Genomic DNA, 24,542 nt, shown 5'->3' with positions numbered 1-24,542 from the left:
CTCACAGCTATTTAATATTCTAGAGACCTAAAGATTTGCAGCATCAGCGCTATTTGTTAGGATTTCGTGAGTAACCTAAATTAAATCGCTTTTTCAAGATTATGCAGCAACGAATGGTTATCTAAATCACCATAGGGATAAATATTGAAGACATGCATACATTTTTTGTCCATAATAGCAAAAAAACAATCTCAATAGATAACCCTGACTTTCCAAAGAGGAGGAATGTGTGCAACATTTTGCCCTGACTATTATTGGCCGTGATCGCCCCGGAATTGTTTCGCAGGTGACAGAAATACTATTTCACGATGGTTTTAATATTGCCGACTCCAGCTGTTCAATTCTCGGCGGGCAATTTTCGATGATCTTGATCATCTCGAACCCGGAGATTTCAAAAGTAGAAGAGTTCAGCGATACATTCAAACCCCTTGAAGAACACAATCTGTCTGTGTTTATCCGCACCCTGAAGCCTGGCGGTGAAGTCCGCACCGAAATGGAAGGGGAACTCTGTATGATCTCTGTCTATGGTGCCGACAAACCTGGAATCGTTTATCAAGTCGCCAAAGAATTGGGTGAACGCCATATTAATATTACCGATTTGAACACTAAATTGATTGGTGAGACAGGAAAACTGGTCTACGTGATGATGCTGGAAGCCATGCTCCCAGAAAACACTGAAATCGAAGATATTGAAACCTGGATGCAAGCATTAAAACAGAAGCTGCAGGTTGATATTTCTGTCCGCTCACTAGCAACGATGGAGCTTTAAAGCCGATGTCTGTCAAAGAAGTTCTTGTCTACCCTGACTCACGCCTGAAAGAACACTGTAACCCGATAGTCAATTTTGATGAATCAGTGCAGCAGCTGCTGCAGAATCTTGTTGATACAATGGTTGAAGCTGGACATTCAGTTGGTATCGCAGCCCCACAGATCGGAGACCTTCGACGCGCCGCAGTTGTCGATGTCTCTAAAAGTAAACTAGGGAAAAAGCAAGAGAATCACGGTTTACTGCAGATGGTAAACCCTGAAATCACCGAAAGAGAGGGGAATCAAGTCGTCCGGGAAGGGTGCATGTCAGTTCCCGATTATACCGGTAATGTGACCCGTTCAGAATCTATTGTCGTGCAGTTTGTTGATCAAAACCAGCAATTCCAAGTGGTTCGGGCTGAAGGCTTTGAAGCCGTAGCGATTCAACATGAGCTGGACCATCTGGATGGCTTTCTCTTTCTGGATCGCGTTTCCAGCTTAAAAACAGACCTGTTTAGAAGAAAGACCAAAAAAACTAGTTGACCAATCTATCCAGAATCAGCACCGTGAGGAACAACGCCATAGAAATATTGGTGAGATGAAATGTGCGTGAAACTGAGTCTGCCCGTTTAACATCAGCAGGTTGTTTGAGAATTGACAATGCGATAATAAAAAGGCCAAAAACAAAAGAGACCATAAGAAGCGGGCTGTGAATAAAGCCGAACAATGGAAAGAGCAAATAGCAAAGAAACAGGCCCGCCAACCAGCAATTATTGATCCTCAATAGTCTTTGTGTCGGTATGGTTTTAAAAATATTCGGCAACCCGCTACGTTGCAGATCGTCACGATATCGACAGAGCAAAAGCCACGTATGTGGAATCTGCCAGACAAACAGAGTACCGGCCAGAATTAATGCCTTATGGGTGAGCAGATCACCACCGGCTGCAGTCCAACCGATTAATGGTGGCAATGCCCCACATATGGCCCCCGGAATAGCGGCAAAAGCGGTGTGACGCTTTAATGGAGTATACACTGCGTTATACCAGATAACCGCCAGCAGGCCGAGCAAAAGAGAAAGACTTCCGGGTAACGCTAAAAGCAAAAGTGAGCCGCCGCTTATTGCCAGAGATGCCAATAACAAGGCGATGTGCGGAGCAAGTTGACCCGTTGGCAATGGCCGATTCTGGGTACGCTCCATACACATGTCTAAATCCTGCTCCTGCCATTGATTCAATGCCGAACAACCGGCGGCCAGAAGGCCAACGCCAGCTGTCACCAGCAAAGGATGAGGACTCCAGAGGCCTCCAAAAAACAAATAACCCGCCAAGGCAGAAAGAGCAACCATCGCTGATAACTCAGCTCGAAAAAGTTGCCGCAGGGTTTGCAACAGGCTCGCTATCTGAGCAGGGAGTGTCTTTGTCGGATTATTAATTGTCGGGACTGGCATAAAGCTTAAACCTTATTCCTGAAGTAGGCGTTTGATAATTGCGTCAATCTCTTCAGCGCTTAAATAATCAGCTGCCGGCATCATCGGCGCAAATCCTTTGACGATTTCCGCATTAGGGTCAAGCAATGCGCGACGGAGATATTCGGCATCAACCTTGATAGTGACAGACTGGCCATCACGCTCAATCGTAACCTCACGTTGTCCGATCCCCTTGAACGTTGGCGCGATACTTTCACTGCCATCAAGAGAGTGACAACCGATACAACCATTTTCAACCATTAATCTGTCTCCATCAGGCTCTTCTTCTGCCACTTTGCCCAGGAGATAATCAACGACAGCCTGAAGGTCTTCATTGTTGATGGCCTCTTCATCATAAGCTGGCATCATCGGGTCAAAACCTTTAGTGATTTCAGCGTCAGGATCACGAATAGCTCGCTGTAAATAGGCCTCATCAATTATGATTTCAATCGTCTTCCCGTCCTTCTCAATCTCGCGCGGATTACCAGCTAGTTCAAACAAACTTGGACCAATATTTTCAGTGCCATCGAGACTGTGACAGCCAATACAGCCCTGTTCGTTCAAAACAATTAAGCCTCTTGGGTCTGCAGAAACGGTCGCAGAACTTGCCCACTGGGCATAATCTTCTTCGCTGAGTACTTCAACACTGGTCGTCATGTCAGCATGCCCAACTCCGCAATATTCAGCGCAAAAAATATCGTAACTTCCGGTTTCAGGTGCTTGAAACCAGACATATGATTCCATATTGGGCACGGTGTCACGCTTGATCCGAAATGCCGGAACAAAAAAACTGTGCAGGACATCCGTTGAATAGAGCAGCACTTTAACCGGTTTATTCACAGGCACATAGAGTTTGGTCTCTTTTCGCCCATCGGGATACTCAAATTGCCATGACCACATCCGTGCAGTTGCCTTGACCTCCATAGCGTCTGCCGGAATTTCACGCAAACCGACATAATTACTCCAGCCATACCAGAACATGGTCATCACGATAATGATTGGAAGTACCGTCCAAATCGTTTCCAGCAACCAACTGCCCTCCACCTGGGATGTCGGTTCAGGGCATTTAGAGCGTCGATATTTGACCACAAAATAGATGGTGACAACAGTGATTCCCAAGAGCAAAAGCAATGAGAAACCAAAGATATAGATCAAAACATTATCAACGGCTTGTGCAGTAGGATTATTCAATTGGTTCACAATGTCTCCCTAACGGTAAAGCACATCGGTAAAAGTCAGCCCAATGAAGATTGCGACAATGATCAGCAGGGTCAAAAGCCCGATCTTAAAAAGTTTTGATTCCTGCCTTAAGTGCATGAAAATAAAAACCACCAGACTTGATTTGATTGAGGCAATGGTCAATGCCACCCAGATATTCCATGCCCCCAAGTGGACCCGGGAAACGGCAACAGTCACCACAGTCAAGACAAGTAATGCAAACCAGATCAGAATAAATGTCCGGAAAGGGACAGGTTCATGTTTATGCTCTGTCATAGATCACCTCACAGAATCAAATAGTAAAGCGGAAACAGGAAGATCCAGACCAGATCGACCAGGTGCCAATAAAGGGCACTGTTTTCCAGCAATGTGTAGCGATCACTGGTCACCTTACCTTTGGCAATCAATGTTGCAACAACAGCAATCAGAGTACCGCCAATCAAGATATGGAACCCATGCAGACCGGCAGTAAAGTAATAGAGGTTAAAAAATGCAGTGATTCCAGGTCCCATCTCTGCTAGATGTTCAGACCCAGGATAAATGCCATGACCAATCTCGGCAGACCACTCAAAGTATTTATTAATCAAAAAGACAATGGCCAGAAAAATTGTAACAAAGCACAGATTCAGAGTGAGCTTTATTTTATTTTTTTGAATCGCTGTAATCGCCAAAGCGATGGTTAAACTGCTGGTTAACAGGACCAGGGTATTAATTGTTCCAAAATAGATATTCAGCTTATGGCTCGCTTCTGCAAATTGCTGTGGAAATTTAGCCAATCCAACAGAATAGAGGATAAATAGCCCGCTGAAGAGGATCACTTCGGTATAAAGAAACAACCACATACCAAAGCGGGCACCTGTATCATCACGGTGTTCAATACTCATCGGCAACAACCCCTTTATAATCATAAGGACCTTTGGTCACGATCGGATCCTCTTCACCAAAGTTTTCCATTGGTGGCGGTGAAGGGATTGTCCATTCCAAAGTCGCACTGCCCCATGGGTTTTTACCAACGGGATGGCCCCGACGAATACCATTCCAAAGATTGACGAACATCATCACCAGGCCTATGGCAAGAACCCAGGATCCTACAGTGGAGACAACATTCAGAGGCATGAACTCAGGTAAATAATCATAGTAGCGTCGCGGCATCCCCTGAACACCGACAGCTTGCATCGCCATATAGGTGACGTTAAAACCGACGAACACCAGCCCCCAACTGATCACAGCAATTTTGTGGTTATACATGCGTCCAGTAAATTTCGGTAGCCAGTAGTGGAGCGCGGCAAAAAAGGCAAAGCCCGTTCCACCAAACATGGTGTAATGAAAATGGCCCACGACAAAAGTCGTATCATGCAAATGGATATCACTGGCTGCAGCTCCCAGAGCCAAACCACCCAGACCGCCAATCGCAAAGTTAAAGATAAAAGCAAGGGCGTGTAACATTGGCGGAGCTAACTGAATAGACCCTTTGTAGAGCGTTGAAACCCAGTTGAAAACTTTTATTGCACTCGGAATAGCCACAATAAATGTCAAAAATGAAAAGACCAGAATGGCAAAGTCACTCATGCCACTGGCATACATATGATGCGCCCACACCAGAGACCCAGCAAAAGCAATAGCCAGGCTGGAAAAAGCCATAGCCCAGTAACCGAACAAAGGTTTTCGGGAGAAAGTTGGGATAATCTCTGAGATAACCCCCATCCCAGGGAGGATCATAATATAAACGGCAGGGTGCGAATAGATCCAGAATAGATGCTGATAAAGAATAGGATCACCACCACGGGCAGCATCAAACAACCCCGCCCCGAAAACACGTTCCAAGACAATCAATATCAGGGTAATCCCGAGCATCGGGGTCGCAAGTATTTGTATCCAGGCCGTAGAGTAGAGAGTCCAAACAAACATTGGCAGCCGTCCCCAGCCCATCCCTTCTGCACGTAAACGGTGAATTGTGGTGACAAAATTTATCCCGGTCAACATGGAAGAAAAACCCAGCATCAGCGCCCCGGTGACGGCAAGATTGACGTTGGTCGTGGTCTGGGTACTGAACGGGACATAGAAAGTCCAACCCGTATCTGGTGCTCCACCGCCAGCAAAGATAGAGATGACAGCAAGAATTCCACCAATAATATAACAATACCAGGAGAGAAGGTTCAGCTTCGGAAAAGAGACATCTCTGGCCCCGATTTGAATCGGTAAGACCAGATTACCGAAAGCCGCCGGGATACTCGGGATAATAAACAGAAAGATCATGATAATGCCATGGACCGTAAAAGTCGCATTATAGGTCTGCGGCCCCATGATCGTCGGGCCCGGTGCGATCAACTCCAGTCTCAGAGCAAGACCTAGACACATGGCAACAAGAAACATTGTCACGATGCAGACAAGGTACATGATACCGATCCGCTTATGGTCAGTAGACAAAAGCCAACCAAGGATTCCAGGGCGGGGACTTTCGCTGTAAAAACCGGTGTATTTTAGAGGCTCATTTGTCATTTTTTCTTCTTTCTACCGCTCAAAATAAGAAAGAGCAAAAAGCTGCCAAGAGTTAACAAGATAACCGTGCCACTCACTCGCATCAGATTAAATACGTAGCGGCGACCTTCCGGGTCATAACTGAAACAAAACTGCAAAGCCTGACGGATCGGTTTACCGATGCGACCCTCGCTTGCTTCAAATAAAGCCATCGACATATCAATAGCTGAAAACCTCTGTCCCGGCAGATAGCGGACAATGGTTCCGTCTTTGGTCACGATAAACGCGGTGATCGGGTGGAGAAATTCGTCACCCTCTTTTTTAAAATAGTAACCGGCTGCATCCGTCAACTGCAGGATATTTTCTTGCGTGCCAGTAAGAAAACGCCATGCTTGTTTCGGGAAAGGCGCTTGCATTGCCGTCAGAAATGTCTGCTTACTGTGGGCCGCCATTGCGGGAGTCTCTAAGGGATCAAAGCTAAAAGTTATAACATTATATGCTTCACCCGGCTCCATCTTAACTTCTGGCAGAACAGCGGAAAGAGTTCCCAGCATCATATTACAAACATTGCGGCAATCATAGAACACCGGGACAATCAGAGTCGGACGATCGACCAGCTCTTCCAGACTGACATTGACACCAGTCGAATCAACAAAATTCAACTGCAGAGGGATTTTCTCTCCGAGACGTTCAACCAACTCAACCCGTCCGTCTGTCGCAAATACCGGTGTAGCCACCAAGAGGAACAACAGTAATAATAAAACTTTGTGCAGCAAAAGGCCTCCCTGGAAAATATCAATGTATAGTTTCCATACTCTAACAGAATAAAAACAGATGTAAAGCTTACCAAAATGATCAACTTTAGCAAATAACTTTTTCTAAAAAAAACGTTATTGTCATTAATCGCAAACTTCTGGCGCTGAATTCACAAATAATTACAGCGCCATTTGTTGAGTTATCGGTTCCATGGTATAAAATTCATACAAAACATTTTTCCGTTCGTCACATTGTCAATCAACTACCCTGTCCCAAGAGGTGTCCAGATGAAAAGATTATCGGCTCTGCTATTTATCCTCCTGCTCAGTCTGACGGGCTCTCCTGCTCTAGCGCAACAACATCAGGATCAAGTTGTCCACGCCACCTGCAGTTATTGCGGGATGGATCGAACCAAGTTTGGTCACAGTCGCATGCTGGTGGAATATGAGGATGGTAGCGAAGTCGGCACCTGCAGTATTCACTGTATGGCTCTTGAGTTCGCCAATGCGATTGATCGCGTACCGAAACATCTCTTTGTCGCTGACTATCAGACCGGAACACTTCTCACCGCTGAAACAGCGGTATGGGTTCTTGGTGGTGACAAACAGGGAGTGATGACCTCGAGAGCCAAATGGGCTTTTGCACAGCAGTCCGATGCTGAGGCTTTTATTGCCAGTCATGGTGGTGTCATTGCCAATTTTGATCAAGCCATGAAAGCCAGTTACGAAGACATGTACCAGGATACCCAGCGAATTCGTAAAATGAGGGCCATGAAGAAGATGAAAATGAAGAAACAATAAAGCCCATGAAGAGACTCCTTAAAAAAATCTTCGTGATGGTTTGTCTTGTCGGCTTGTTCTCCACTGCCGCTCTATCTGCGGGCCCCAAGATGCCAGGGCCAAAAGATCGCTGCCCCGTTTGCGGGATGTTTGTCGCCCCCTACCCCGACTGGATTGCCACAATTGTCCTTAAAGATGGTCAGCAAATCTTCTTTGACGGCTGCAAAGACCTGTTCCGTTATTATCTGGAATTGCCGGAGGGCGAAGGTGAAGGGACCAAAGGAGAGATTACCGCAATTTATGTGACCGAATATTACCGCGCTCAGTTCATGCTAGTGGATGAAGTCTTTTTTGTCGCAGGCAGTGATGTCTACGGACCGATGGGCAAAGAATTGATCCCGGTTGCAGGAAAAGAGTTAGCGGAAACTTTCATGCGTGATCACTCTGGTTCACAGATCCTGACATTTGAGCAGATAACCCTTGACCTATTGCCGCCGAACTGATGATCCGCGCAATCGCTTATTTGGCATTGACCACCTTTTTGGCAGCGGCAACGACCAGTTTGTTGTTAGTCGGGACAACTCAGAGCAGTGATCCATCTGCAAAGCGGCAACTAGTGAAAGTTCTGGGCATTAGCGACCTCTCCCTTAGCAGTGAAGCACGCTATACCAGGCACCCCACTCAGGCCGATGTCTTTGCCGCATTTCAGGATTTTCCCGGCGCATTTGAGCACTTCCCAACGGGATCGATGATTCCTCCGCGACCGATTGGATTTGCCAGCCAGGTTCGAATTCAACCTTCAACAGAGAAGCAGGACTGATGCGCCGGCAATTAAAAATACTCGAATATACCCTCTCCAGCCTGATCCGCCGGAAAGCAAAAAACTTCTCTCTGATCGTTGTCTACGCCTTCACAATTGCCACTCTCGGCTCGGTGTTATTTTTAACCCATGCGTTAAAAGAGGAGGCCACCGGAAGTTTGACTGAAGCCCCGGCTCTGACTGTTCAACGGATTTCTGCGGGTCGTCACGATTTAATTCCGACGCACTACACCACAACCATCAAACACCTGCCAGGCGTCAAATCGGTAACTCCAAGAGTCTGGGGTTATTACTATGATTCTTTGATCAAAGCCAATCTGACCTTAATCGGGAGCAACAATCCGCCAGCAGAATTGCTGTTATTGGATGGGAACCTACCAGAAAACCCGCAAGAATGTGCTATCGGCAAGGGGGTTGCTGATGCCTTTGGCCCTGCCATTGGCGACAACCTGGTCCTTGAAGACAACGAACAAAAGAGCAACAGGTTTAAAATTACCGGCATCTTTCAAGCAGAGTCCAGCCTGTTAACCAACGATCTGGTTATTCTGCCAGAGACAACCTTAAGAACATTTTTTTCGATGGATCCAGAAATGGCCACTGATCTGGTTGTTGAGGTCTACAATCCGCGTGAAATAAAAACGTTGGCAAAGAAAATTAAATACTTGCTTCCTGACACCCGCCCCATCAGCCGTGATGAAATTCTCCATACCTACGACACACTGTTCAACTGGCGGAGCGGGATGATGCTTGCCGTTGCGATTGCCGCGCTGATCTCTTTCTGCATCCTGGCTTGGGACAAGGCGACTGGAATCAGTGCCACAGAGAAACAGGAAATCGGTATCCTGAAAGCACTGGGCTGGGAAACGGCTGACGTTCTCACCGCCAAGTTCTGGGAGGGACTCGTCCTCTCCTTGACATCCTTTCTGCTGGGTATCCTTGCCGCCTGGATTCATGTTTTTGTTTTCGCTGCACCGGCACTGGTGCCACTACTTAAAGGGTGGTCGGTTCTGTTCCCAAAATTTCAACTCACCCCCGCTATCGATTTTTACCAGCTATTTGTCCTCGCATTCCTGACCATCGGCCCTTATCTTGTCTGCACTATCATTCCATCCTGGAAAACGGCTGTGACCGACCCCGAACAGATAATGAGAGGCTGAGATATGTCGCCTTTACTGACGATTACAAACCTGAATAAAATTTATCATCGCCATCAACCCGATGAAGTCATTGCCTTGCGGGACATCTCTTTAAAGATTACCGCAGGTGAAGTTGTTGCCCTCACTGGACCGAGTGGCTCCGGAAAAACCACGTTACTCAGCCTGCTTGGCTGTATGTCGAAACCGACATCAGGAAGCATTCAATTACGTGGGCGCCTGGTCTCCAAACTTCCAGAACGATTTCTGGCGCAAATCAGGCGCACATCATTTGGCTTCGTCTTCCAACAATACAATCTGTTGCGCGACGTCAGTGTCCTGGAAAACGTGATGTTACCGCTCTACCCTTCAAATCAATCGTTCCGTGTGATGAAAAAAACAGCGGGCGCAGTTCTGGAGCGGTTTGAGTTGCAGAAAATGATGAGAAAAAAAGTGAAGCAGCTCTCTGGCGGAGAACAGCAACGGGTTGCCATAGCTCGAGCGTTAGTTGCCAACCCGGATATTATTATCGCTGATGAACCCACAGCTCACCTCGACAGTAACTTGTCTGAAATTCTGCTGGGTATTTTAGCCAACCTGAATACCGAAGGAAAAACCATTATCATTGCCACCCACGACCCAGCTATCTATCAGTCACCATTGATTCAGCGGCGTGTCAGTTTACGCCATGGCGAAATTGTCGAGGACAAAAACCAATGATTCTGCATCCGGGAATTCTCTCTCTCCTTAGTGGATCACTCCTTACCCTGCTGGTGATGTTGATAGCCAGCGGGCTAGGGATCAGGATCCTTTTAAGTTGGGATGCCAGCAGCAGTTCAGAAGGGCAAATCATTCTGGAACGGAAAACCTGGTTGGTCTCCACCCTGGTGAATTATGCTCTTGGATTTCAAATTTTCTCAGCATTCTTGTTTATCGCCACCGCTGAGGATATCCATCAACTGTTTGTCGGTGCCATGTGCGCTACGGGGTCCTTGAATGCCAATCTGGTCGGCTGGTTGGTTCTTCTCATCAAGGGAATATTACTGTTTGCCGCAGCCCTCTGGGTGATCTTGAACCGTCTCGATCAGCGAACAGAGGATTGCCCATTGGTACGACAAAAATACTTTGCTCTCTTATTACTCACTCCTCTTGTGGCACTGGATGGCTATCTTCAGTGGCGCTATTTCCGTGGGTTACAACCAGAGATCATCACCTCATGTTGCGGCTCGTTGTTTAGTGCGGACGGAGAAAGTGTCGTCAGTGAGCTGGCGGGAATGCCCGCTCGACAGGCGATGCTGTTATTTTTTTCCATGACGGGCACTCACTTGATCGTTTTATCTGCCTGTCTCAGGTTTAAAGCAACCATCCTGAGACCCCTGCTGTTTATGACAGCCGTACTCATGCTCTTTATCTCGTTAGGTGCAATCATCTCATTTATCTCCCTTTACATCTATCAAATGCCCAGCCACCATTGCCCCTTTGATATGCTCCAGAGCCATTATGGTTATGTTGGCTATCCTATCTATGCGGCCCTATTTATCGCCACCTTATATGGGATGCTCCCGGGGATCTGTCAGCCGTTACGTCAGCATGAAAGCATAGAAAAAGAGGTCGACAGGATTGAGAGAAACTGGCTATGGTTTTCACTGTGGGCAACACTGATATTTCTACTTATCAGTTGTTGGCAGATGGTCTTCGGTTCGTTCACACTTCTGGGATATTGAATCTTCACCCAGCAGCAACGTTGCCAATCGACGCTGATTCAGCGATGATTGGCCTGCTCCCCGGATAGACTCCAGCGCGCATCACTACAAATTAACACGTTCGTCTAGAACAGAATCAATCCACGCGTCGATAGATTCAAGTGAGGTTGGTTTTTGAAATAATTGACAACCCATACCTTCAGCAATATCCCGTTCTTTCGGAGAGATATCACCAGATATCAGAGCTTTGCGGTGAACAGGAATTTTACAGCCTCTCTGGCTCTGATATTGAAAAAATTCCAGACCAGTCATCTCAGGCATCTGGTTATCAGAAAGGATAATGCCAAAACAAGGGACGTCCATGGGGCATTTGGCGAGCTTTTTTTCAATCAACAGACAGGTGGGATTCAGAGAAGACGCAACATTAAAGCCTTTGTCCTGCAGGTATTCAATAAAGATATCCAGACAATAAACATCATCATCAACGACCAGAGCTTTTCTCTCCATTTTCCTGCCTTTCACGTAAAGGTTTACTAAACCTACCATGACGTTCTGACAAAAAACTGAACCACATAAAATAATGTGGAATTATTCTCCGGAAACAAACAAATAGCTGCGACAAAAGTCGTCAATGACTCAGAAGGGTTTCTCGACCTTGTTGCGGAAATCGGGGGATCAACAGTGAAAGGGACAATGAAACCAAAGCCAGCAAGGCCCCGACATAAAAAACCAAAGAGGTTGAGGTGAGCCAGAGAAGCCCAAAAAACACGGGGAGACAGACCGCAGCAACATGATTGATGGTGAAACTCACTCCGGCGGTTGAAGCAATATCTTCGGGGGCAGCAATCTTTTGAAAATAGGTTTTAATGCTGATTGCCAGAGCAAAAAACAGGTGATCCAAGATATAGAGAGAGGCGCCAGCCCAAGCGACATCAACTAAAGCATAACCCACAAAGACAAAGAATAACCCGGTATATTCCACCAACAAAGCATTCCGTTCACCAAACCGAGCGATCAAACGGCCAATTTTGCGGGCAAAGAGAACATTGAACGAAGCATTCAGCATAAATAACATGGCGATATTGCTGACGGTAAAGCCAAACTTTTCCACCATCAAAAATCCGGCAAAGACCATAAATATCTGCCGCCTGGCGCCTGACATAAAAACCAGCGCATAGTAAAGCCAATAGCGCCGGCGCAGGAGCATATGTTTGTGCTGCACGCTGTGCTGAGGAAAGGCGGGAAATATCACCCATACCGTTAAAGCAATAATGACGGTCATCCCCCCGAAAGCAAGATAGAGCCAGCGATAATCAATATTAAAAAAGTTTGTCCCCAGCCAGATCAAAATAAAAACCACAATCGCCGCAACCGAACCAACAGCGATGAGCCGGCCAAAGAATTCGGCAGCCCGCCCTTTCTCAATCCATTGCTGGGTTAAAGATGTCTGCATGGTTTCATAATAATGAAATCCAAGAGACATCATCACCGTGGTCACATAAAGACCAACGACCGATGGAAAGAAACCTGTCAGAGCAGTTCCCATCCCCAACAACAGCAAAGAAATTGTTGCTAGACGTTGCTCCCGGACCACGAGCAACAGAAACACAACACCGAAAGCAAGAAAACCGGGGATTTCCCGCAACGATTGCAGCATCCCCATCTCCTTGCCGGTAAATGCTGCTCTTTCAATCGCAAAATTGTTCAATAAAGCCTGCCAAGCGGCGAAACTTAAAGGGACTGCAAACGCCATGAGAAAGAGTAACAATTCTGGACGTTGCCATGATTTTAGTGGGGACGGGATCAATCTATTGGCCGATATCAATGAGAGCTAAACATTACAGCACTGCCCCAAATTATCTAATATGGCGCTACTCTTTAGCAATTCAGAAAAGGCGATGGATGCCGGTGAAGCGGTGCGTTCACGTAACTTGACCAGCCAGAGCTGACGATCGATGGTTAAGCCTTCAACATCAATTTTAAACAGTTCTCCATGACGTAAATTATTTTGGATTGAAAGATCAGAAACAAAAGCACAACCATAGCCAGCAGCGACCGCTCGCCTTACCGCTTCATTGCTACCAAGCTGAGCAACGATATTGAATGATGCATGATCAATACCGGCCAACAAAAATGCATTTTGCAGCGCCTGGTAAGTCCCCGAGCCTTCCTCTCTGACGACAATCACTTCATTTTTCAACTCCTCTTTGGTGATAGACTGACGGTCTTTTAGAGGGTGATCAGGACCGACAATCATCACCAACTTGTCCTTAAGCAAGGGGTCATAACTGTAGACATCATCGTCAATACGCCCCCCCACAATCCCTAATTCCAGCTGCCCGGATTTCAACTCATCAAGAATCTCCTTGCTATCTCCAATTCTCATCGTCAGAGAAATCCCTGGGTACTTGTCTTTTAAGACAGGCAAAAAGCAGGGAATCAAATAATTAGCAGGGATATTACTGGCTCCCAGATTGAGAGTCGCCTTTTCCAACCCATGCAATCCCGCCATGGCCTGAAGTAATACATCTCGTTCCGCCAACACGCGGCGAGCATGCTGTAAAAAAATCTCACCGCCCGCGGTAAGAAAAATCCCTTTGTTGGTCCGATCTAACAGTCTGGTGTTGGTTTCGCGCTCCAAGGCAGCAATATGTTGGCTGACCGTCGACTGGGTCAAAGCAATCAGCTCCGCACCACGAGAAAAACTTTTTGTTTCGGCAACCGCAATAAATAACTCAAGTTGACGTAATGTCATCAAACCCTCCATTGTTTTTATGAATAGCAATAATTGTTTATATAGATTATCTATCCAGCGGCAGAAGTCAATCCTTTATCCACAGAACAATACCCGTCAAAAACTTTAATGTTCAGCGACACAGCAGCCGTGATCTATTCCGCGATGGAGAGGCTTAATCCGCTTGGAGGGTCTGAATAAAACGATCCGCTTCATCCATCGCGATTTCCATATCGCGGATCAGGCGTGAAACATCAACCTCGATCCGAGTGAGTTCTGCCTGCAAAGAAGCAACCGCACGGGCATTCAAATTATGCTTCAGAAACAACACTTGGTCACGCAGAGGATTAAGGACAGGGGCAATCGTGGATTCGGCTTTTCTCATTGCCCCGATTAATTGATTGTAACGGGTTTTGGTTTGTTTTAACTGTTTCTCACTCGCCTGGCGTAAACTGGCGCTGTTGTACAGCTCCAGTTCTCCCTCCCACTCAGCAAACAGGGCCTCAGCGACATCTTTAACTGCGTTGATCCGGTTGTGAACTTCATCAGCTTGATCTTCGCTTGCATCAAGCTCCTTCTTCAACTCACGGTACTTATCTTCCAACTCTCCCCCTTGGAAGTTGACCACACGATTGAAGTTTTCCAACGCTGACGCAAACTGCTCTTTGGTCGCCTGCTGACTGTCTCGCGCCTCAATCACCCGATCAACAAGAATATCGCGTTTGTGGACACCTATTTTCTCCATGGCCCCGTAGTAAACGCCACTACAACCCGTTAGCGTAAAGATCAACGCAAAAACCGTAACTCGTTTCAAGCTATTCAGCATCAGCAACTCCATAAAAAACGGGGAAATCTCTGGTTAATAATTCAGGGTCTCACAAAACAGCCTCATTCAACCTTTATCCCAAACCGCCTGACCCGACTGGCATTCAAGCGACTCTCTCTACCGATCATCTTCAGCGCCTCGGTTGATTTTTCCGAAATAAATTCCTGTTGCTCGGTTGTGCCTCCAAGGCGGCGAAACTTGAGACACAGATCAACATATTGAGAGAGCTTCTGTCCTTTTTGCGATTTGAATAACTCGATATATTCTTGAATTGATGCTTGTGACATATGCATCTCTTCTTCATCGCTGCAACTATCGCAGGCAAGAATTTGATCACAGATTTCCAGCAGGGACCGCTTGGTACTAAGTGAGGCATATTTTTTCTTAAATTTCTCTATGACCTCAGGATCTTTGATTTTTCCAGGTAACGCAGAGATCTCAAGGTTAAAAAGCTCGGGCTCTGTTTTTCTTTTTTCAAGGTATAGATCGATAATCTTTGTCGCCAACTTATCTTTTCCAAGATATCTGAGCAAACGGACTGTCCCATCCAGATTAACCGGGCTGATATATTTGGCATTATGTTTAAAGCTATCAGACAGGCAGGTGATAACCTCCTGATCGTCACTATCAAACGAACCATGAAACTTCCGCCAAGCTTCCTGAAAGGAGTCTTCCGAACGAGCGGCCAAAATCTTCTCATTGAGCCGCGCAGCCTCTTCTTGCAGCCCCTCTTCATCAACGTACCCATTTTCAACCAACTTGGCAATCTGCAGATCGAACTCATCAACGGAGTAGTTATCATAGCCCCTGAGAACTGCACACCACACCTGTTGCTGAGTTGAAAGCATCACTTCATCATCCAGATCACCGAAGGCGCTATTGCGGCCAATCACAAAACTATAATCAGGGGTGTCACTTGACTGCCCATAATAACACCAAGTCAACAGACTGATTGTCCGTAACGCCTGGGAAAGAACCTGGCCATCATAACTCTGCAGATGTGGCAGCAGTAATGCCGCCAATTTTTCAATCTTTTTGATAATGCGGATATTGTTAATCCCGAGTTTAATCACATTTTTCCCCAATAAATGGGCAACCTTGCTATCACTCAGGGCAATGGCAACACAATCAGCGGCAGTTGGCGCAAACCGTAACTCGGTATCAATGACCTTCTCCCGCAACCTGACATAATCAATAGATGATCCCTTGCTGAGGCTTTCATCATTGAGGATCAGAATGATTTTACATTTCTTCTGCTCCTTGAGCAGGGTAATCAGACCTAAGATATCCTGAGCATCGATACTGTTTCCTTTACGTTCAAAGTCATCAATGCAGATAATTGTTTTTCCCAAAGAGAGAAATGACAGTGAACTGATGATGGAATGGTAGTGATCAATTGATGCACTTGAAGAGATGATCGGCAGGGTTTTTCTCCCCAACGACTTGAGGAGATGGGCGGTATTTTCTTTAAAGGTCTCAATCGTTGGTCTACGGCCAAAAAATTGTTCGTCAACCATGTTTTCAAAAATAGAAAACTTGAGATCGGCAAGAGAGTTGACCCCGAAAAGGGAGACATAGGAATATTTTTTCAGGGCAATCTTCTTCTGGTTTTTTGCGCTGACCAGATATTTATTCCAGGCATAGGTCTTACCGACCCCCCAGGCTCCTTTAATCGACATCACCTCTGGAGCCTCACTGGCAAGAAAACGGGCAATCTGACTCTCTAAAATATCAATTGACATAACACCTCATTTTCACAATCGGCCGGAAATGGACTGCTGCTTTTGCTGAACGTCAATTCTGCAATAAATCAGACATCTGTGCCCGAAACTTTCCAGCGCCACCATTAGCAGGATGCCGTACCTTGACAGCGGCAATCCCCAATTGTTGCAGCTGCAAAGTCGATTTTTCACCAATCGCAACAACCTGCTTAAATTGTCCTAGTTTGAGCAACTGGAGTAAGAACTGATGGCCAACCATCAGTTCCGCATCATCAGGGGTACGATTGCTCAACAGACCCTTCGCGGGATGATAGGGATGCCAGGGGAACGCATTCCACAAAATCATCCGTCGCGTATCAACCTGATGATCAGCTAAAAAGCCCCACACAATCGTTGCTGTCGGCTCAGTAAATCCAAGTTGTTGAACAGCGTGACTTTTAATATCAGTGCGACTCGTACGCTGTGGCGATAAGTCACGAAAGACCATCTCTGGAAACAGATTTTTATGTTCTAATCCTCCCAGCAGAAGCCGCTCTGATGTCATCGGGATACCACTGAAATGCCCGCCCTGATAACCGATCGCTTCAGCACAAAGAAGGGTATCAGCAATTCCGATTCGCTCCTGCAAATAGTGGCAGAGCTGACGCCTGCGGATCTGTGGACCCTGGACACTTTGATCATGCTCTGGGTCAACATCCTTCCAGGGATTGAACACCATAGAACTCTGATAATGGCTGAGTGAGGCAACAAACGAATCAGCCATTATTGTCATCTTGTATCAAGATAAAGGGCTGGACGATCAACATTTTAAACCTTCTGTCGGGTTCCTGCTCCCAACTTTGTAACTGCGGTTCGTTTGGTTTTCCCAATTGATGAGCAGCAATCCAGCCCTCAACAAGCCCCTTGTTATCTTCAGCGACAGCGACTCCGACCGTGACCAGATCAAGTCCTTCAGCAACAACAATAATAGCATCCCGCTGCAAATGAATCCTCAGCTCGCGCCAATTCACTGCGGCAAGGTCACGCTTAAAACTTTCAGCGATTTCGGACATTTCAACTTCCTCCCTTAAATATCCTGAAGAATAACCAGCAACTAGACGAGCGTCAAGCGATCCCCCACCTAAATACGATTAAGAGAAATAAACACTTGAAATATTTCCCATGCTATAATCAAAGTCCTTCTTGCAAACAAGAGGAGTATTATGGAATCTACATCCACTCAAAAAAATGTCGCGATTGGGATTAAATTAATCGCCGAATATGTCACGGATGCTTACGACTTAACATTAGAAGCACATGACCATCAATTAGAATGTCATGCCAGCATCACCGTTCATGACACCGCGAACAGCATTCCACCTGCAGAGTTAATAAGCCTGCTAAAAAAGAACGCCATTGTCGAATCTGTTGATCTGGAACAAGTCGCTATTTTTTGCTCCGAAGCGGCTCAGGGGGAGAATCCACAAAGCGTTATTCTGGCAACGGGAATAAAACCGGTCAAAGGTGATGATGGTTGGTTCGAACTGATTGTTTCAACCGGAGATGAAGACACCCCCCTGCCTATGGATGAAAAAGGCCGGGTTGACTTTAAAGCGGTTCAAAGTTTTTCCAATGTCGAACAAGATCAACAGATCGGCTCTATCCACCCACCGACAAAAGGGGTCGATGGTAAGACGATCACGGGGACACCTCTGCCAGCTAAAGAGGGTGAAATCAGTCCTTTTGTAGCGGGCGAAGGGGTTTTGATCAACCCGGAAGGGACTCACGTCTTTGCAACAAAAGCTGGCCGCGCTGTCCTCGATAAAAACACCCTGTCGGTCTTGGATGAGTTTCTTATTTCCGGAGATGTCGATCTCTCTATTGGCCACGTCAACTTCAATGGACTTGTCGTCGTTAAAGGCGATGTCCTTGATGACTTCAACATCACCGCGACCAAAGGGGTAACCATTACAGGTGCAGTCGGAAATTGTCAGATCAAGTCTGAAGGTCCTGTGACGATTGGCACCATGGCGGGTCAGGGTTCGGGGTCAATTCATTGTCGTGGGGACTTAAAAGCCAACTATCTCAACCATGTCACTGTTGAGTGCCAAGGAAATATCTCAATTGTACGTGAGGTGAGAAATTCAATACTAAAATCAACAGGTCGTATTGACGTTGCCAAGGGGTTGATTACGGGTGGTGAAACAGTCGCTCTCGAAGGGATAGAGGTCAAAATCCTGGGAGCCAGAGCCGGAGTCAAAACCTACGTCACTTCCGGAGTTTATTTCCCGGAAGAAGACCGCTTGGAATATCTAAAAACGCAACTGAAAAGCACGGGAAAGCAAGTTAAAACAATTAAAGAGACGTTAACTCTTTTAGCCAAAAACCCTTTAAAAAAATCCCGTAAAGCACTGCGGGAAGCCATCGAACTGCGCTCTGATATATTAAAAAAACGTTCGGCCAAACTCGATGCAGAACAAAAAGTATTCACAAAAGAATTGGAAAGCTTTGCAAGAGCAGAGCACCCAACAGCAAATCCCAAAATCAATATTCTCGGCGCAGCAAAAGAGGGGGTTGTCGTGGCGTTGGGGCAAGCACTGACGACCATAGATGATGAGATTTCTGGTCCCACATCAATCATTGAAAATTCCCGATCAGGGGGAATTCGCCTTATGACTTATGCTCCGCTAACGACACTCGCCGATGATATGGATGAAGAGTTGTAACCCCCCTCAACCAAAGACCATACCGGTCTAATTAACCCTAGCCTGCAATCGGGCGACAACTTTTTCCGCAGCTTTATTGGCGGCATTCACACAATCGTTCAATCCCACTCCGTAGAAAGCATTTCCGGTCAAGATCAAATCGGGAGAATCTTGCAGCGATGATTCCAGCTCCAACAACCGTTGTGCATGGCCACTGATATACTGCGGTATGGCATGACGATGACGAAAAATTTTGATAAATTCAGGCTCACAGTTGATCCCCATAATTTGCTTCAGATCACTCATGGTCCGTGCCTTTACCTCATCTTCAGAAAACTCAATGGCGGTCATGTTGGCCGCGCCACCCATCATTGACCGGAGTAACACTTTCCCTTCTGGAGCCCGATTGGCAAAAATACTGGAGTCCCAGAGAGTCCCAAGGGTGTGGCACCCTTCAGCTTTGGGAATCAAATAACCAAAGCCGTTGAGATCAAACGCAATCCGTTCTTTCTGATAACCAAAACAGACCACATTCATGGTCGCGTAAGGAATCTGTCGAAGAATCTTGGAACTCTTATCATTGAGTTCATCGAGCATCTCAGCAACGGCATAGGCTGGTGCAGCAGTGACAACCATGTCGACGTCATGCTCCTGTCCGTCATCGAGTCGGAGAGAGATTCCGCCCTGTTTCTGCTGAATCCGAACAACCCCATGACCAGTCAAAACAGTGCCAGATAAAGCAGCGGCAACGCCATCTGTCAATTCCTGAATACCACCTTGAAATGAGGTCAACACTCCACCGGGACCCGCCGCACTCGCTACCGCCTTACCCGCTTTGACCTCAGCACGCTTCTTCTTAGCCAACCTGAGCATCGCTTTGATCAAACCGCCATAGTCCTGCTCTAATTCATAAATACGGGGAAAACAACTTTTCAGACTCATGGTTTCGGGGTTGCCAGCAAAAATTCCCGAAACCATCGGTGAAATGAGCTTGTTGAGAGCCTCTTCTCCAAGACGCCGCCGACCAAATTCAGCCAGGGTCTCATCGCCACCTGGCACCCGTTTAGGAATCACCAATTCAGCCGCAAGACGGAACTTACCGGGCCAGGAAATCAATTTAGACTTTAAAAATGCGGGGCCGTTTTCAGGCATCTGATGCAAAATTTTATCGGCATAAATAAATCTTTTGCGGGCGTTATCATCAGATCGCAATAATTGGTCCTCAATCTGCAACTGCCAACACAAATCAAGAGTCATCGGTTTATTGTCAAGAAAGCCGTTGGGTCCCCATTCACAAAGGTAACCATTATCCTTTACCGAAAGAATCTTCCCTCCAGTTCGCGATTCTTTTTCGATAACCAGAGTTTCAACCTCAAATTCAGCTCGCTTTGCCTGTTGCTCGATGGCATAAGCGGTGGCAAGGCCGGAAATCCCAGCTCCAACAATCGCAATACGGGTCATAAATACTCCTGAATAATGGGGAAAAAGTGTGAATTTGTCGTCATCGTAGCTTGTCGCCCGGTTAACGTCAAGACAGTGAAGTCATACTATTATCTTCTTCTTGACGCTTCACAAAACGACTTCTATAGTAGGGTGTTAATCACGCTCAAATGGAGGAACATCACAGCATGTCTAAAGATTATTATTCTGTACTCGGTGTCAACCGCACAGATGACGCCGCTACGATAAAAAAAGCCTATCGTAAACTTGCACAAAAATATCATCCCGATAAAAATCCGGGGGACACCAAAGCAGAAGAGAAGTTTAAACAAATCACTGAAGCTTACGCGGTTTTATCCGACAAAGATAAGCGTCAACAGTACGATCAATATGGCGACGCCGGATTCCATCAACGTTTCAGCCAGGAAGATATTTTCCGTAATATGAACATGGGCGATATCTTTGGTAGCTTCGGTGGCGGTGGTGGCCGTGGTGCTGAAGATATCTTCAGTCACTTATTTGGTGGTGGCGGCATGCGTGGTAACCGGGCTCCGGCCAAAGGGCAAGATTACTCCATGCAGATCAGCATCCCCTTTCGTCTTGCCGTTCAGGGCGGAGAGAGACGTATCGACTACCAGAATGATGGGAAAATAGAACAGATCAAGGTTCGGATCCCGGCAGGCATCGAAAAAGGGAGCAAATTACGCGTGTCTGGCAAAGGGGGACTGAATCCAGCGGGGGGCTTACCGGGCGATCTTTACCTACAGGTCGATATTGAGCCTGATCCGATTTTTACCCGAGATGGGCGCGATCTGCTCGTCAAAGCTGAGATTCCTTACAGCGGAATATGTCTGGGAACCTCCATTGAAGTTCCAACCCTTGACACCCCCAAAAGGGTCAAAGTTCCCGCAGGCATGCAACCAGGGCAAAAAATCAGATTACGGGGATATGGCGTAACGGCTTCGGGAAAAAGACCAGCTGGAGACCTTTATGCCGTCATAGAAGTTGTGGTTCCCAATCAATTGACTACGGAGCAGAAAAAATTACTGGAACAACTTAAGGCCGTCGATCTCTAATTTATCTTATTAATTTCAGTATGTTCAAAGGTTTGATAGTTTTTTGGCCGCAGTTTATTGCGATAACGAGGCCATACTGGTATTCCACTTGCAGATTAAGTGAACCACAAGTACAATGTGACCGATTTATCTGTAAACTTGAATTCTGTTCTCCGACTGAGGGCAACGGTGACTAAACACAAACCCAACAATAAGTTTCGACTGATCCTTGCACTCACTGTGCTGCTGCTCCTTTACAGCGGGGTGCCGTCAGCTTTTGCATGCCTGTTTCCAGAGCATCAGAACTATAATTGTTCAACAATCAGGGTTGACAGTTGCCACTCGTCCAGCCATCGGGAAATGGCTACCCCATGTTGTCAGGTTGAGACCTGTCATCACTCAACCCGTCCTCTGCACGATCTCGGAATCCCGGAATACAGGACCCTGCACAAGGACTCGTATTCTCTTGTCCATGAATCAAAACCGCTCACCCCGCAATGCAAAGCAGGTAAGCCGTTTATAAGTCATTTCTATATTCTGCCACAATTATCTTCATTCTCAACGAACTCACGAAAACCTTTTCAATCCCTTGACAGTCTTCGTACCGTAGTTCTCCTGAGTTAAACCGCTCCGCTATCATTCGGTTGACCTCATTCAGTGTCGCTAGATAAGATATAGTGACCAAATCTGTCATCTATTCGGACAGACTTCCATAAGGAGACTTTTACTTTGGCTGAAACAAAAAAATCTTTTATAGATCGTGTTTGGGACTTTCTCTGCTCCCTTAAACTTGCAATCGTTCTCGTGTTGTTGCTGGCTCTAACTTCTATTATCGGGACAGTTATCCTGCAGAATGGTTCTCCGGCTGCATATATACGCGAATATGGTCAGGCAAACTACGAACTGTTTAAAAAATTGCAGTTTATTGATATGTATCATTCAACCTGGTTTATTGGCATATTGGCGCTCTTCAGCATTAATTTAATCTGCTGTTCAATCAAGAACTTCCCGCGGGTCTGGAGATTTGTCAAACAACCAACCTTAATTGCCAGCCCCGGAATCTTTAATGGTTCGGCAAATCGCGCTGAATTCAGTTGTAAAGGGTCAAAGCAGCAGGTCGCCGAGAAAATCTCTAGCGTCATCGCAAAAGAATTCGCTAAAACCACCCTTTCTGAAAAAGATGACAAACTTTATCTATTTGCACAAAAAGGGATCTACTCAAGATTCGGTGCTTATATTACTCATGTGTCAATCCTGATTATCATGGCTGGCGCAGTGATTGGTAATTTCTGGGGATACAAAGCCTACGTCAACATTGTTGAAGGCAGTTCAATCAACCAAGTCAGCACCCGCAACGGAGTCCCCATTGACTTAGGTTTTACCGTACGCTGTGATGATTTCGATGTCAGTTACTACCCGAACAGTAATCGCCCCAAAGATTACAATAGTGATTTAGTGATCCTTGAAGATGGCAAGGAAGTTGTCCATAAGCGGATTGAAGTGAACGATCCTCTGACCTATAAGGGGATAAAATTCTATCAATCCAGCTACGGTTCTGCAGGCAACGGCTTCTTCAAAATCAAGGCAACAGAGGTTGCAACCGGCAAAGTTTTCGAAGTTGAGGCGCACCAGGGGAAAAACGTCCAACTCAGCAACGGCTACTCCTTTGCGGTCACCAATTTCACTGAAAACGATCGTAACTTTGGACCGGCAATTCAGCTCCATGTCAATTCTCCCGATGGCAATCACGGAGCCCCGTTTGTCGTCTGGCAAAACCACCCAACGATTGACAGCAAACGTGGCGGCGCCTTCAGCTTTGCCTTGCTCGGTTACGATCAGCCCTTCTTTACCGGGTTGCAAGTCGCCAAAGACCCTGGGGTCAACATTGTCTGGGCTGGTTGCTTCTTGATCGTGTTTGGCTCACTCACCGCCTTTTTCTTCTCCCATAAACGCATCTGGGTATCTCTGGAAGATGATGGCAAAAAAATCAAAGTAAAAATGGCTGGCAACGCACACCGCAACCAACCAGGTTTTGCTCTGGCCTTCGATGAAATACAACAACAAGTTGAAACTACTGCCAAAAATTCATCCCCAAAAAAGGAGGGATAACTCATGGATAGCGGACAATTATTTAATTTTACCACCATTGCCTATTTCACTGCGATGGTTCTGTTCTTTGCTTACATTGCCACCAAGAATAAGACCGTCGCATTCATTGCCACACTCGTATCGCTGGCAGGCTTTCTCATTCAGACGACAGCTCTGGGTCTGCGTTGGTATGAATCATATCAGATTCTCGGTGTCGATGGTCGTGCCCCATTGACCAACCTCTATGAATCTGTTGTCTTTTTTGCATGGTCAATCTTGCTGATCTATTTGTTGATGGATTGGAAGTACAAGCAACGTACAATTGGTGCTTTTGTCCTGCCGATCGCTCTGTTCAGTATGCTTTGGGCACAGATGAGCCTGCATTCTTCTATCGACCCACTGGTTCCTGCGCTGCAAAGTAACTGGTTAACCTACCATGTCATCACCTGCTTCCTCGGATATGCTGGATTTGCCGTTGCTTTCGGGGTTTCCATCATGTATCTGATGAAGATTGGGAAAGAAGAGAAGCATCAAGGAGATGAGCCCATGGGGGGAATCCTGGGAATGTTTCCACCCACCAAGGTTCTGGATGACATGAACTACAAGGCGATCATGATTGGTTTTCCGCTCCTGACTCTGGGAATTGTCACCGGGGCTGCCTGGGCCTATTATGCCTGGGGAACTTACTGGAGTTGGGACCCTAAAGAGACTTGGAGTTTAATCGTCTGGTTCCTTTACGCAGCGTTTCTCCATGCACGCTTTACCCGCGGCTGGGTTGGTCGTCGCGCAGCCTGGCTATCGGTGATCGGTTTTGCTGCCACCCTGTTCTGCTACCTCGGTGTTAATCTAGTCCTTTCAGGTCTGCACTCCTACGGCAGCGCCTAAAAACAGCAAC

The 24,542-nt window shown here is 46.5% G+C and carries 26 protein-coding genes; 12 read left to right on the top strand and 14 right to left on the bottom strand.

The features are described 5' to 3' along the window. The first annotated feature begins 229 nt into the window (after positions 1-229). A complete protein-coding gene (locus BLU87_RS02425) occupies positions 230-769 on the top strand; it encodes a glycine cleavage system transcriptional repressor (protein WP_092344338.1) in 540 nt (179 codons plus the stop codon). 5 nt (positions 770-774) lie between these two features. Next, on the top strand, positions 775-1,290 hold the full coding sequence (def, locus tag BLU87_RS02420; RefSeq protein ID WP_092344337.1) for a peptide deformylase: 516 nt from the start codon (positions 775-777) through the stop codon (positions 1,288-1,290). Here def and BLU87_RS02415 read toward each other — a convergent pair. Genes BLU87_RS02415 through BLU87_RS02390 form a run of 6 tightly spaced genes read right to left on the bottom strand, consistent with a single transcriptional unit; the run spans position 1,283 to position 6,684 of the window. Then, positions 1,283-2,194: a protoheme IX farnesyltransferase gene (locus tag BLU87_RS02415; RefSeq protein WP_092344336.1), complete on the bottom strand. Its 912-nt coding sequence runs from the start codon at positions 2,192-2,194 to the stop codon at positions 1,283-1,285. The two genes, def and BLU87_RS02415, sit on opposite strands and share 8 nt — an antisense overlap. Positions 2,195-2,206: 12 nt before the next feature. Beyond that, entirely contained in the window at positions 2,207-3,412 is a 1,206-nt protein-coding gene (gene coxB / locus BLU87_RS02410; RefSeq protein ID WP_092344335.1) for a cytochrome c oxidase subunit II, read from the bottom strand. A gap of 9 nt (positions 3,413-3,421) precedes the next feature. Beyond that, positions 3,422-3,706 carry a cytochrome C oxidase subunit IV family protein gene (locus tag BLU87_RS02405; RefSeq protein ID WP_092344334.1) on the bottom strand — a complete coding sequence of 95 codons (285 nt, stop codon included), beginning with the start codon at positions 3,704-3,706 and terminating at the stop codon, positions 3,422-3,424. An 8-nt stretch (positions 3,707-3,714) separates the two neighbouring features. Next, on the bottom strand, positions 3,715-4,314 hold the full coding sequence (locus BLU87_RS02400; RefSeq protein WP_092344333.1) for a cytochrome c oxidase subunit 3: 600 nt from the start codon (positions 4,312-4,314) through the stop codon (positions 3,715-3,717). Then, complete coding sequence (locus BLU87_RS02395; RefSeq protein WP_092344332.1) at positions 4,304-5,929, bottom strand: cytochrome c oxidase subunit I; 1,626 nt, start codon at positions 5,927-5,929, stop codon at positions 4,304-4,306. The genes BLU87_RS02400 and BLU87_RS02395 overlap by 11 nt, the downstream gene beginning before the upstream one ends. Next, a complete protein-coding gene (locus tag BLU87_RS02390) occupies positions 5,926-6,684 on the bottom strand; it encodes an SCO family protein (protein WP_092344331.1) in 759 nt (252 codons plus the stop codon). Before BLU87_RS02390 ends, BLU87_RS02395 begins: the two co-directional genes overlap by 4 nt. 267 nt (positions 6,685-6,951) lie before the next feature. Between BLU87_RS02390 and BLU87_RS02385 the strand changes: the two genes are divergently transcribed. The 6 genes from BLU87_RS02385 to BLU87_RS02360 are packed head-to-tail and all read left to right on the top strand — an operon-like array spanning position 6,952 to position 11,120. Then, on the top strand, positions 6,952-7,464 hold the full coding sequence (locus BLU87_RS02385) for a nitrous oxide reductase accessory protein NosL (RefSeq protein ID WP_092344330.1): 513 nt from the start codon (positions 6,952-6,954) through the stop codon (positions 7,462-7,464). Between the two features lie 5 nt (positions 7,465-7,469). Further along, the gene (locus BLU87_RS02380; RefSeq protein WP_092344329.1) at positions 7,470-7,946 is read left to right on the top strand and encodes a nitrous oxide reductase accessory protein NosL; all 477 of its coding nucleotides are present in this window, start codon (positions 7,470-7,472) and stop codon (positions 7,944-7,946) included. After that, positions 7,946-8,263, top strand: a complete 318-nt coding sequence (locus BLU87_RS02375; RefSeq protein ID WP_092344328.1) for a hypothetical protein — start codon at positions 7,946-7,948, stop codon at positions 8,261-8,263. The genes BLU87_RS02380 and BLU87_RS02375 overlap by 1 nt, the downstream gene beginning before the upstream one ends. Next, positions 8,263-9,420, top strand: coding sequence for an ABC transporter permease (locus BLU87_RS02370; RefSeq protein ID WP_092344327.1), 1,158 nt, complete (start codon positions 8,263-8,265; stop codon positions 9,418-9,420). The genes BLU87_RS02375 and BLU87_RS02370 overlap by 1 nt, the downstream gene beginning before the upstream one ends. A 3-nt stretch (positions 9,421-9,423) precedes the next feature. After that, complete coding sequence (locus BLU87_RS02365; protein WP_092344326.1) at positions 9,424-10,116, top strand: ABC transporter ATP-binding protein; 693 nt, start codon at positions 9,424-9,426, stop codon at positions 10,114-10,116. After that, complete coding sequence (locus BLU87_RS02360; protein ID WP_092344325.1) at positions 10,113-11,120, top strand: hypothetical protein; 1,008 nt, start codon at positions 10,113-10,115, stop codon at positions 11,118-11,120. The genes BLU87_RS02365 and BLU87_RS02360 overlap by 4 nt, the downstream gene beginning before the upstream one ends. Positions 11,121-11,204: 84 nt before the next feature. Here BLU87_RS02360 and BLU87_RS02355 read toward each other — a convergent pair whose 3' ends face one another. From BLU87_RS02355 to BLU87_RS02325, 7 genes are all read right to left on the bottom strand, one after another. Further along, positions 11,205-11,606: a DNA-binding transcriptional response regulator gene (locus BLU87_RS02355; RefSeq protein ID WP_175498241.1), complete on the bottom strand. Its 402-nt coding sequence runs from the start codon at positions 11,604-11,606 to the stop codon at positions 11,205-11,207. A gap of 121 nt (positions 11,607-11,727) precedes the next feature. After that, complete coding sequence (locus BLU87_RS02350; protein ID WP_092344323.1) at positions 11,728-12,852, bottom strand: MFS transporter; 1,125 nt, start codon at positions 12,850-12,852, stop codon at positions 11,728-11,730. 78 nt (positions 12,853-12,930) lie between these two features. Then, positions 12,931-13,854, bottom strand: coding sequence for a selenium metabolism-associated LysR family transcriptional regulator (locus BLU87_RS02345; RefSeq protein WP_175498240.1), 924 nt, complete (start codon positions 13,852-13,854; stop codon positions 12,931-12,933). Between the two features lie 154 nt (positions 13,855-14,008). Beyond that, entirely contained in the window at positions 14,009-14,659 is a 651-nt protein-coding gene (locus BLU87_RS02340; RefSeq protein WP_092344321.1) for a DUF2959 domain-containing protein, read from the bottom strand. A 62-nt stretch (positions 14,660-14,721) separates the two neighbouring features. Next, positions 14,722-16,401, bottom strand: a complete 1,680-nt coding sequence (locus BLU87_RS02335) for a P-loop NTPase fold protein (protein WP_092344320.1) — start codon at positions 16,399-16,401, stop codon at positions 14,722-14,724. A 52-nt stretch (positions 16,402-16,453) separates the two neighbouring features. Next, positions 16,454-17,143 carry a uracil-DNA glycosylase gene (locus BLU87_RS02330; protein WP_092344319.1) on the bottom strand — a complete coding sequence of 230 codons (690 nt, stop codon included), beginning with the start codon at positions 17,141-17,143 and terminating at the stop codon, positions 16,454-16,456. Continuing rightward, complete coding sequence (locus tag BLU87_RS02325) at positions 17,136-17,432, bottom strand: DUF2288 domain-containing protein (protein WP_092344318.1); 297 nt, start codon at positions 17,430-17,432, stop codon at positions 17,136-17,138. Before BLU87_RS02325 ends, BLU87_RS02330 begins: the two co-directional genes overlap by 8 nt. Before the next feature lie 150 nt (positions 17,433-17,582). On the opposite strand from BLU87_RS02325, the gene BLU87_RS02320 reads away from it, so the two are divergent. Further along, complete coding sequence (locus tag BLU87_RS02320) at positions 17,583-19,085, top strand: flagellar assembly protein A (protein ID WP_092344317.1); 1,503 nt, start codon at positions 17,583-17,585, stop codon at positions 19,083-19,085. Between the two features lie 27 nt (positions 19,086-19,112). Here BLU87_RS02320 and hemG read toward each other — a convergent pair whose 3' ends face one another. Further along, a complete protein-coding gene (hemG, locus tag BLU87_RS02315; protein ID WP_092344316.1) occupies positions 19,113-20,525 on the bottom strand; it encodes a protoporphyrinogen oxidase in 1,413 nt (470 codons plus the stop codon). 167 nt (positions 20,526-20,692) lie between these two features. Between hemG and BLU87_RS02310 the strand changes: the two genes are divergently transcribed. The 3 genes from BLU87_RS02310 (at position 20,693) to ccsB (ending at position 24,532) form a co-directional block, all read left to right on the top strand. Then, positions 20,693-21,580, top strand: a complete 888-nt coding sequence (locus BLU87_RS02310; RefSeq protein ID WP_092344315.1) for a DnaJ C-terminal domain-containing protein — start codon at positions 20,693-20,695, stop codon at positions 21,578-21,580. A gap of 708 nt (positions 21,581-22,288) precedes the next feature. Next, complete coding sequence (resB, locus tag BLU87_RS02305) at positions 22,289-23,668, top strand: cytochrome c biogenesis protein ResB (RefSeq protein WP_092344314.1); 1,380 nt, start codon at positions 22,289-22,291, stop codon at positions 23,666-23,668. Positions 23,669-23,671: 3 nt separating this feature from the next. Beyond that, complete coding sequence (gene ccsB / locus BLU87_RS02300) at positions 23,672-24,532, top strand: c-type cytochrome biogenesis protein CcsB (RefSeq protein WP_092344313.1); 861 nt, start codon at positions 23,672-23,674, stop codon at positions 24,530-24,532. The last annotated feature ends 10 nt before the right edge of the window (positions 24,533-24,542 follow it).

The organism is Desulfuromusa kysingii (assembly GCF_900107645.1).
GTDB lineage: Bacteria > Desulfobacterota > Desulfuromonadia > Desulfuromonadales > Geopsychrobacteraceae > Desulfuromusa > Desulfuromusa kysingii.
Note: the sequence above shows the minus strand (reverse complement) of the source record. Positions and strands in the feature narration are given on the sequence as shown.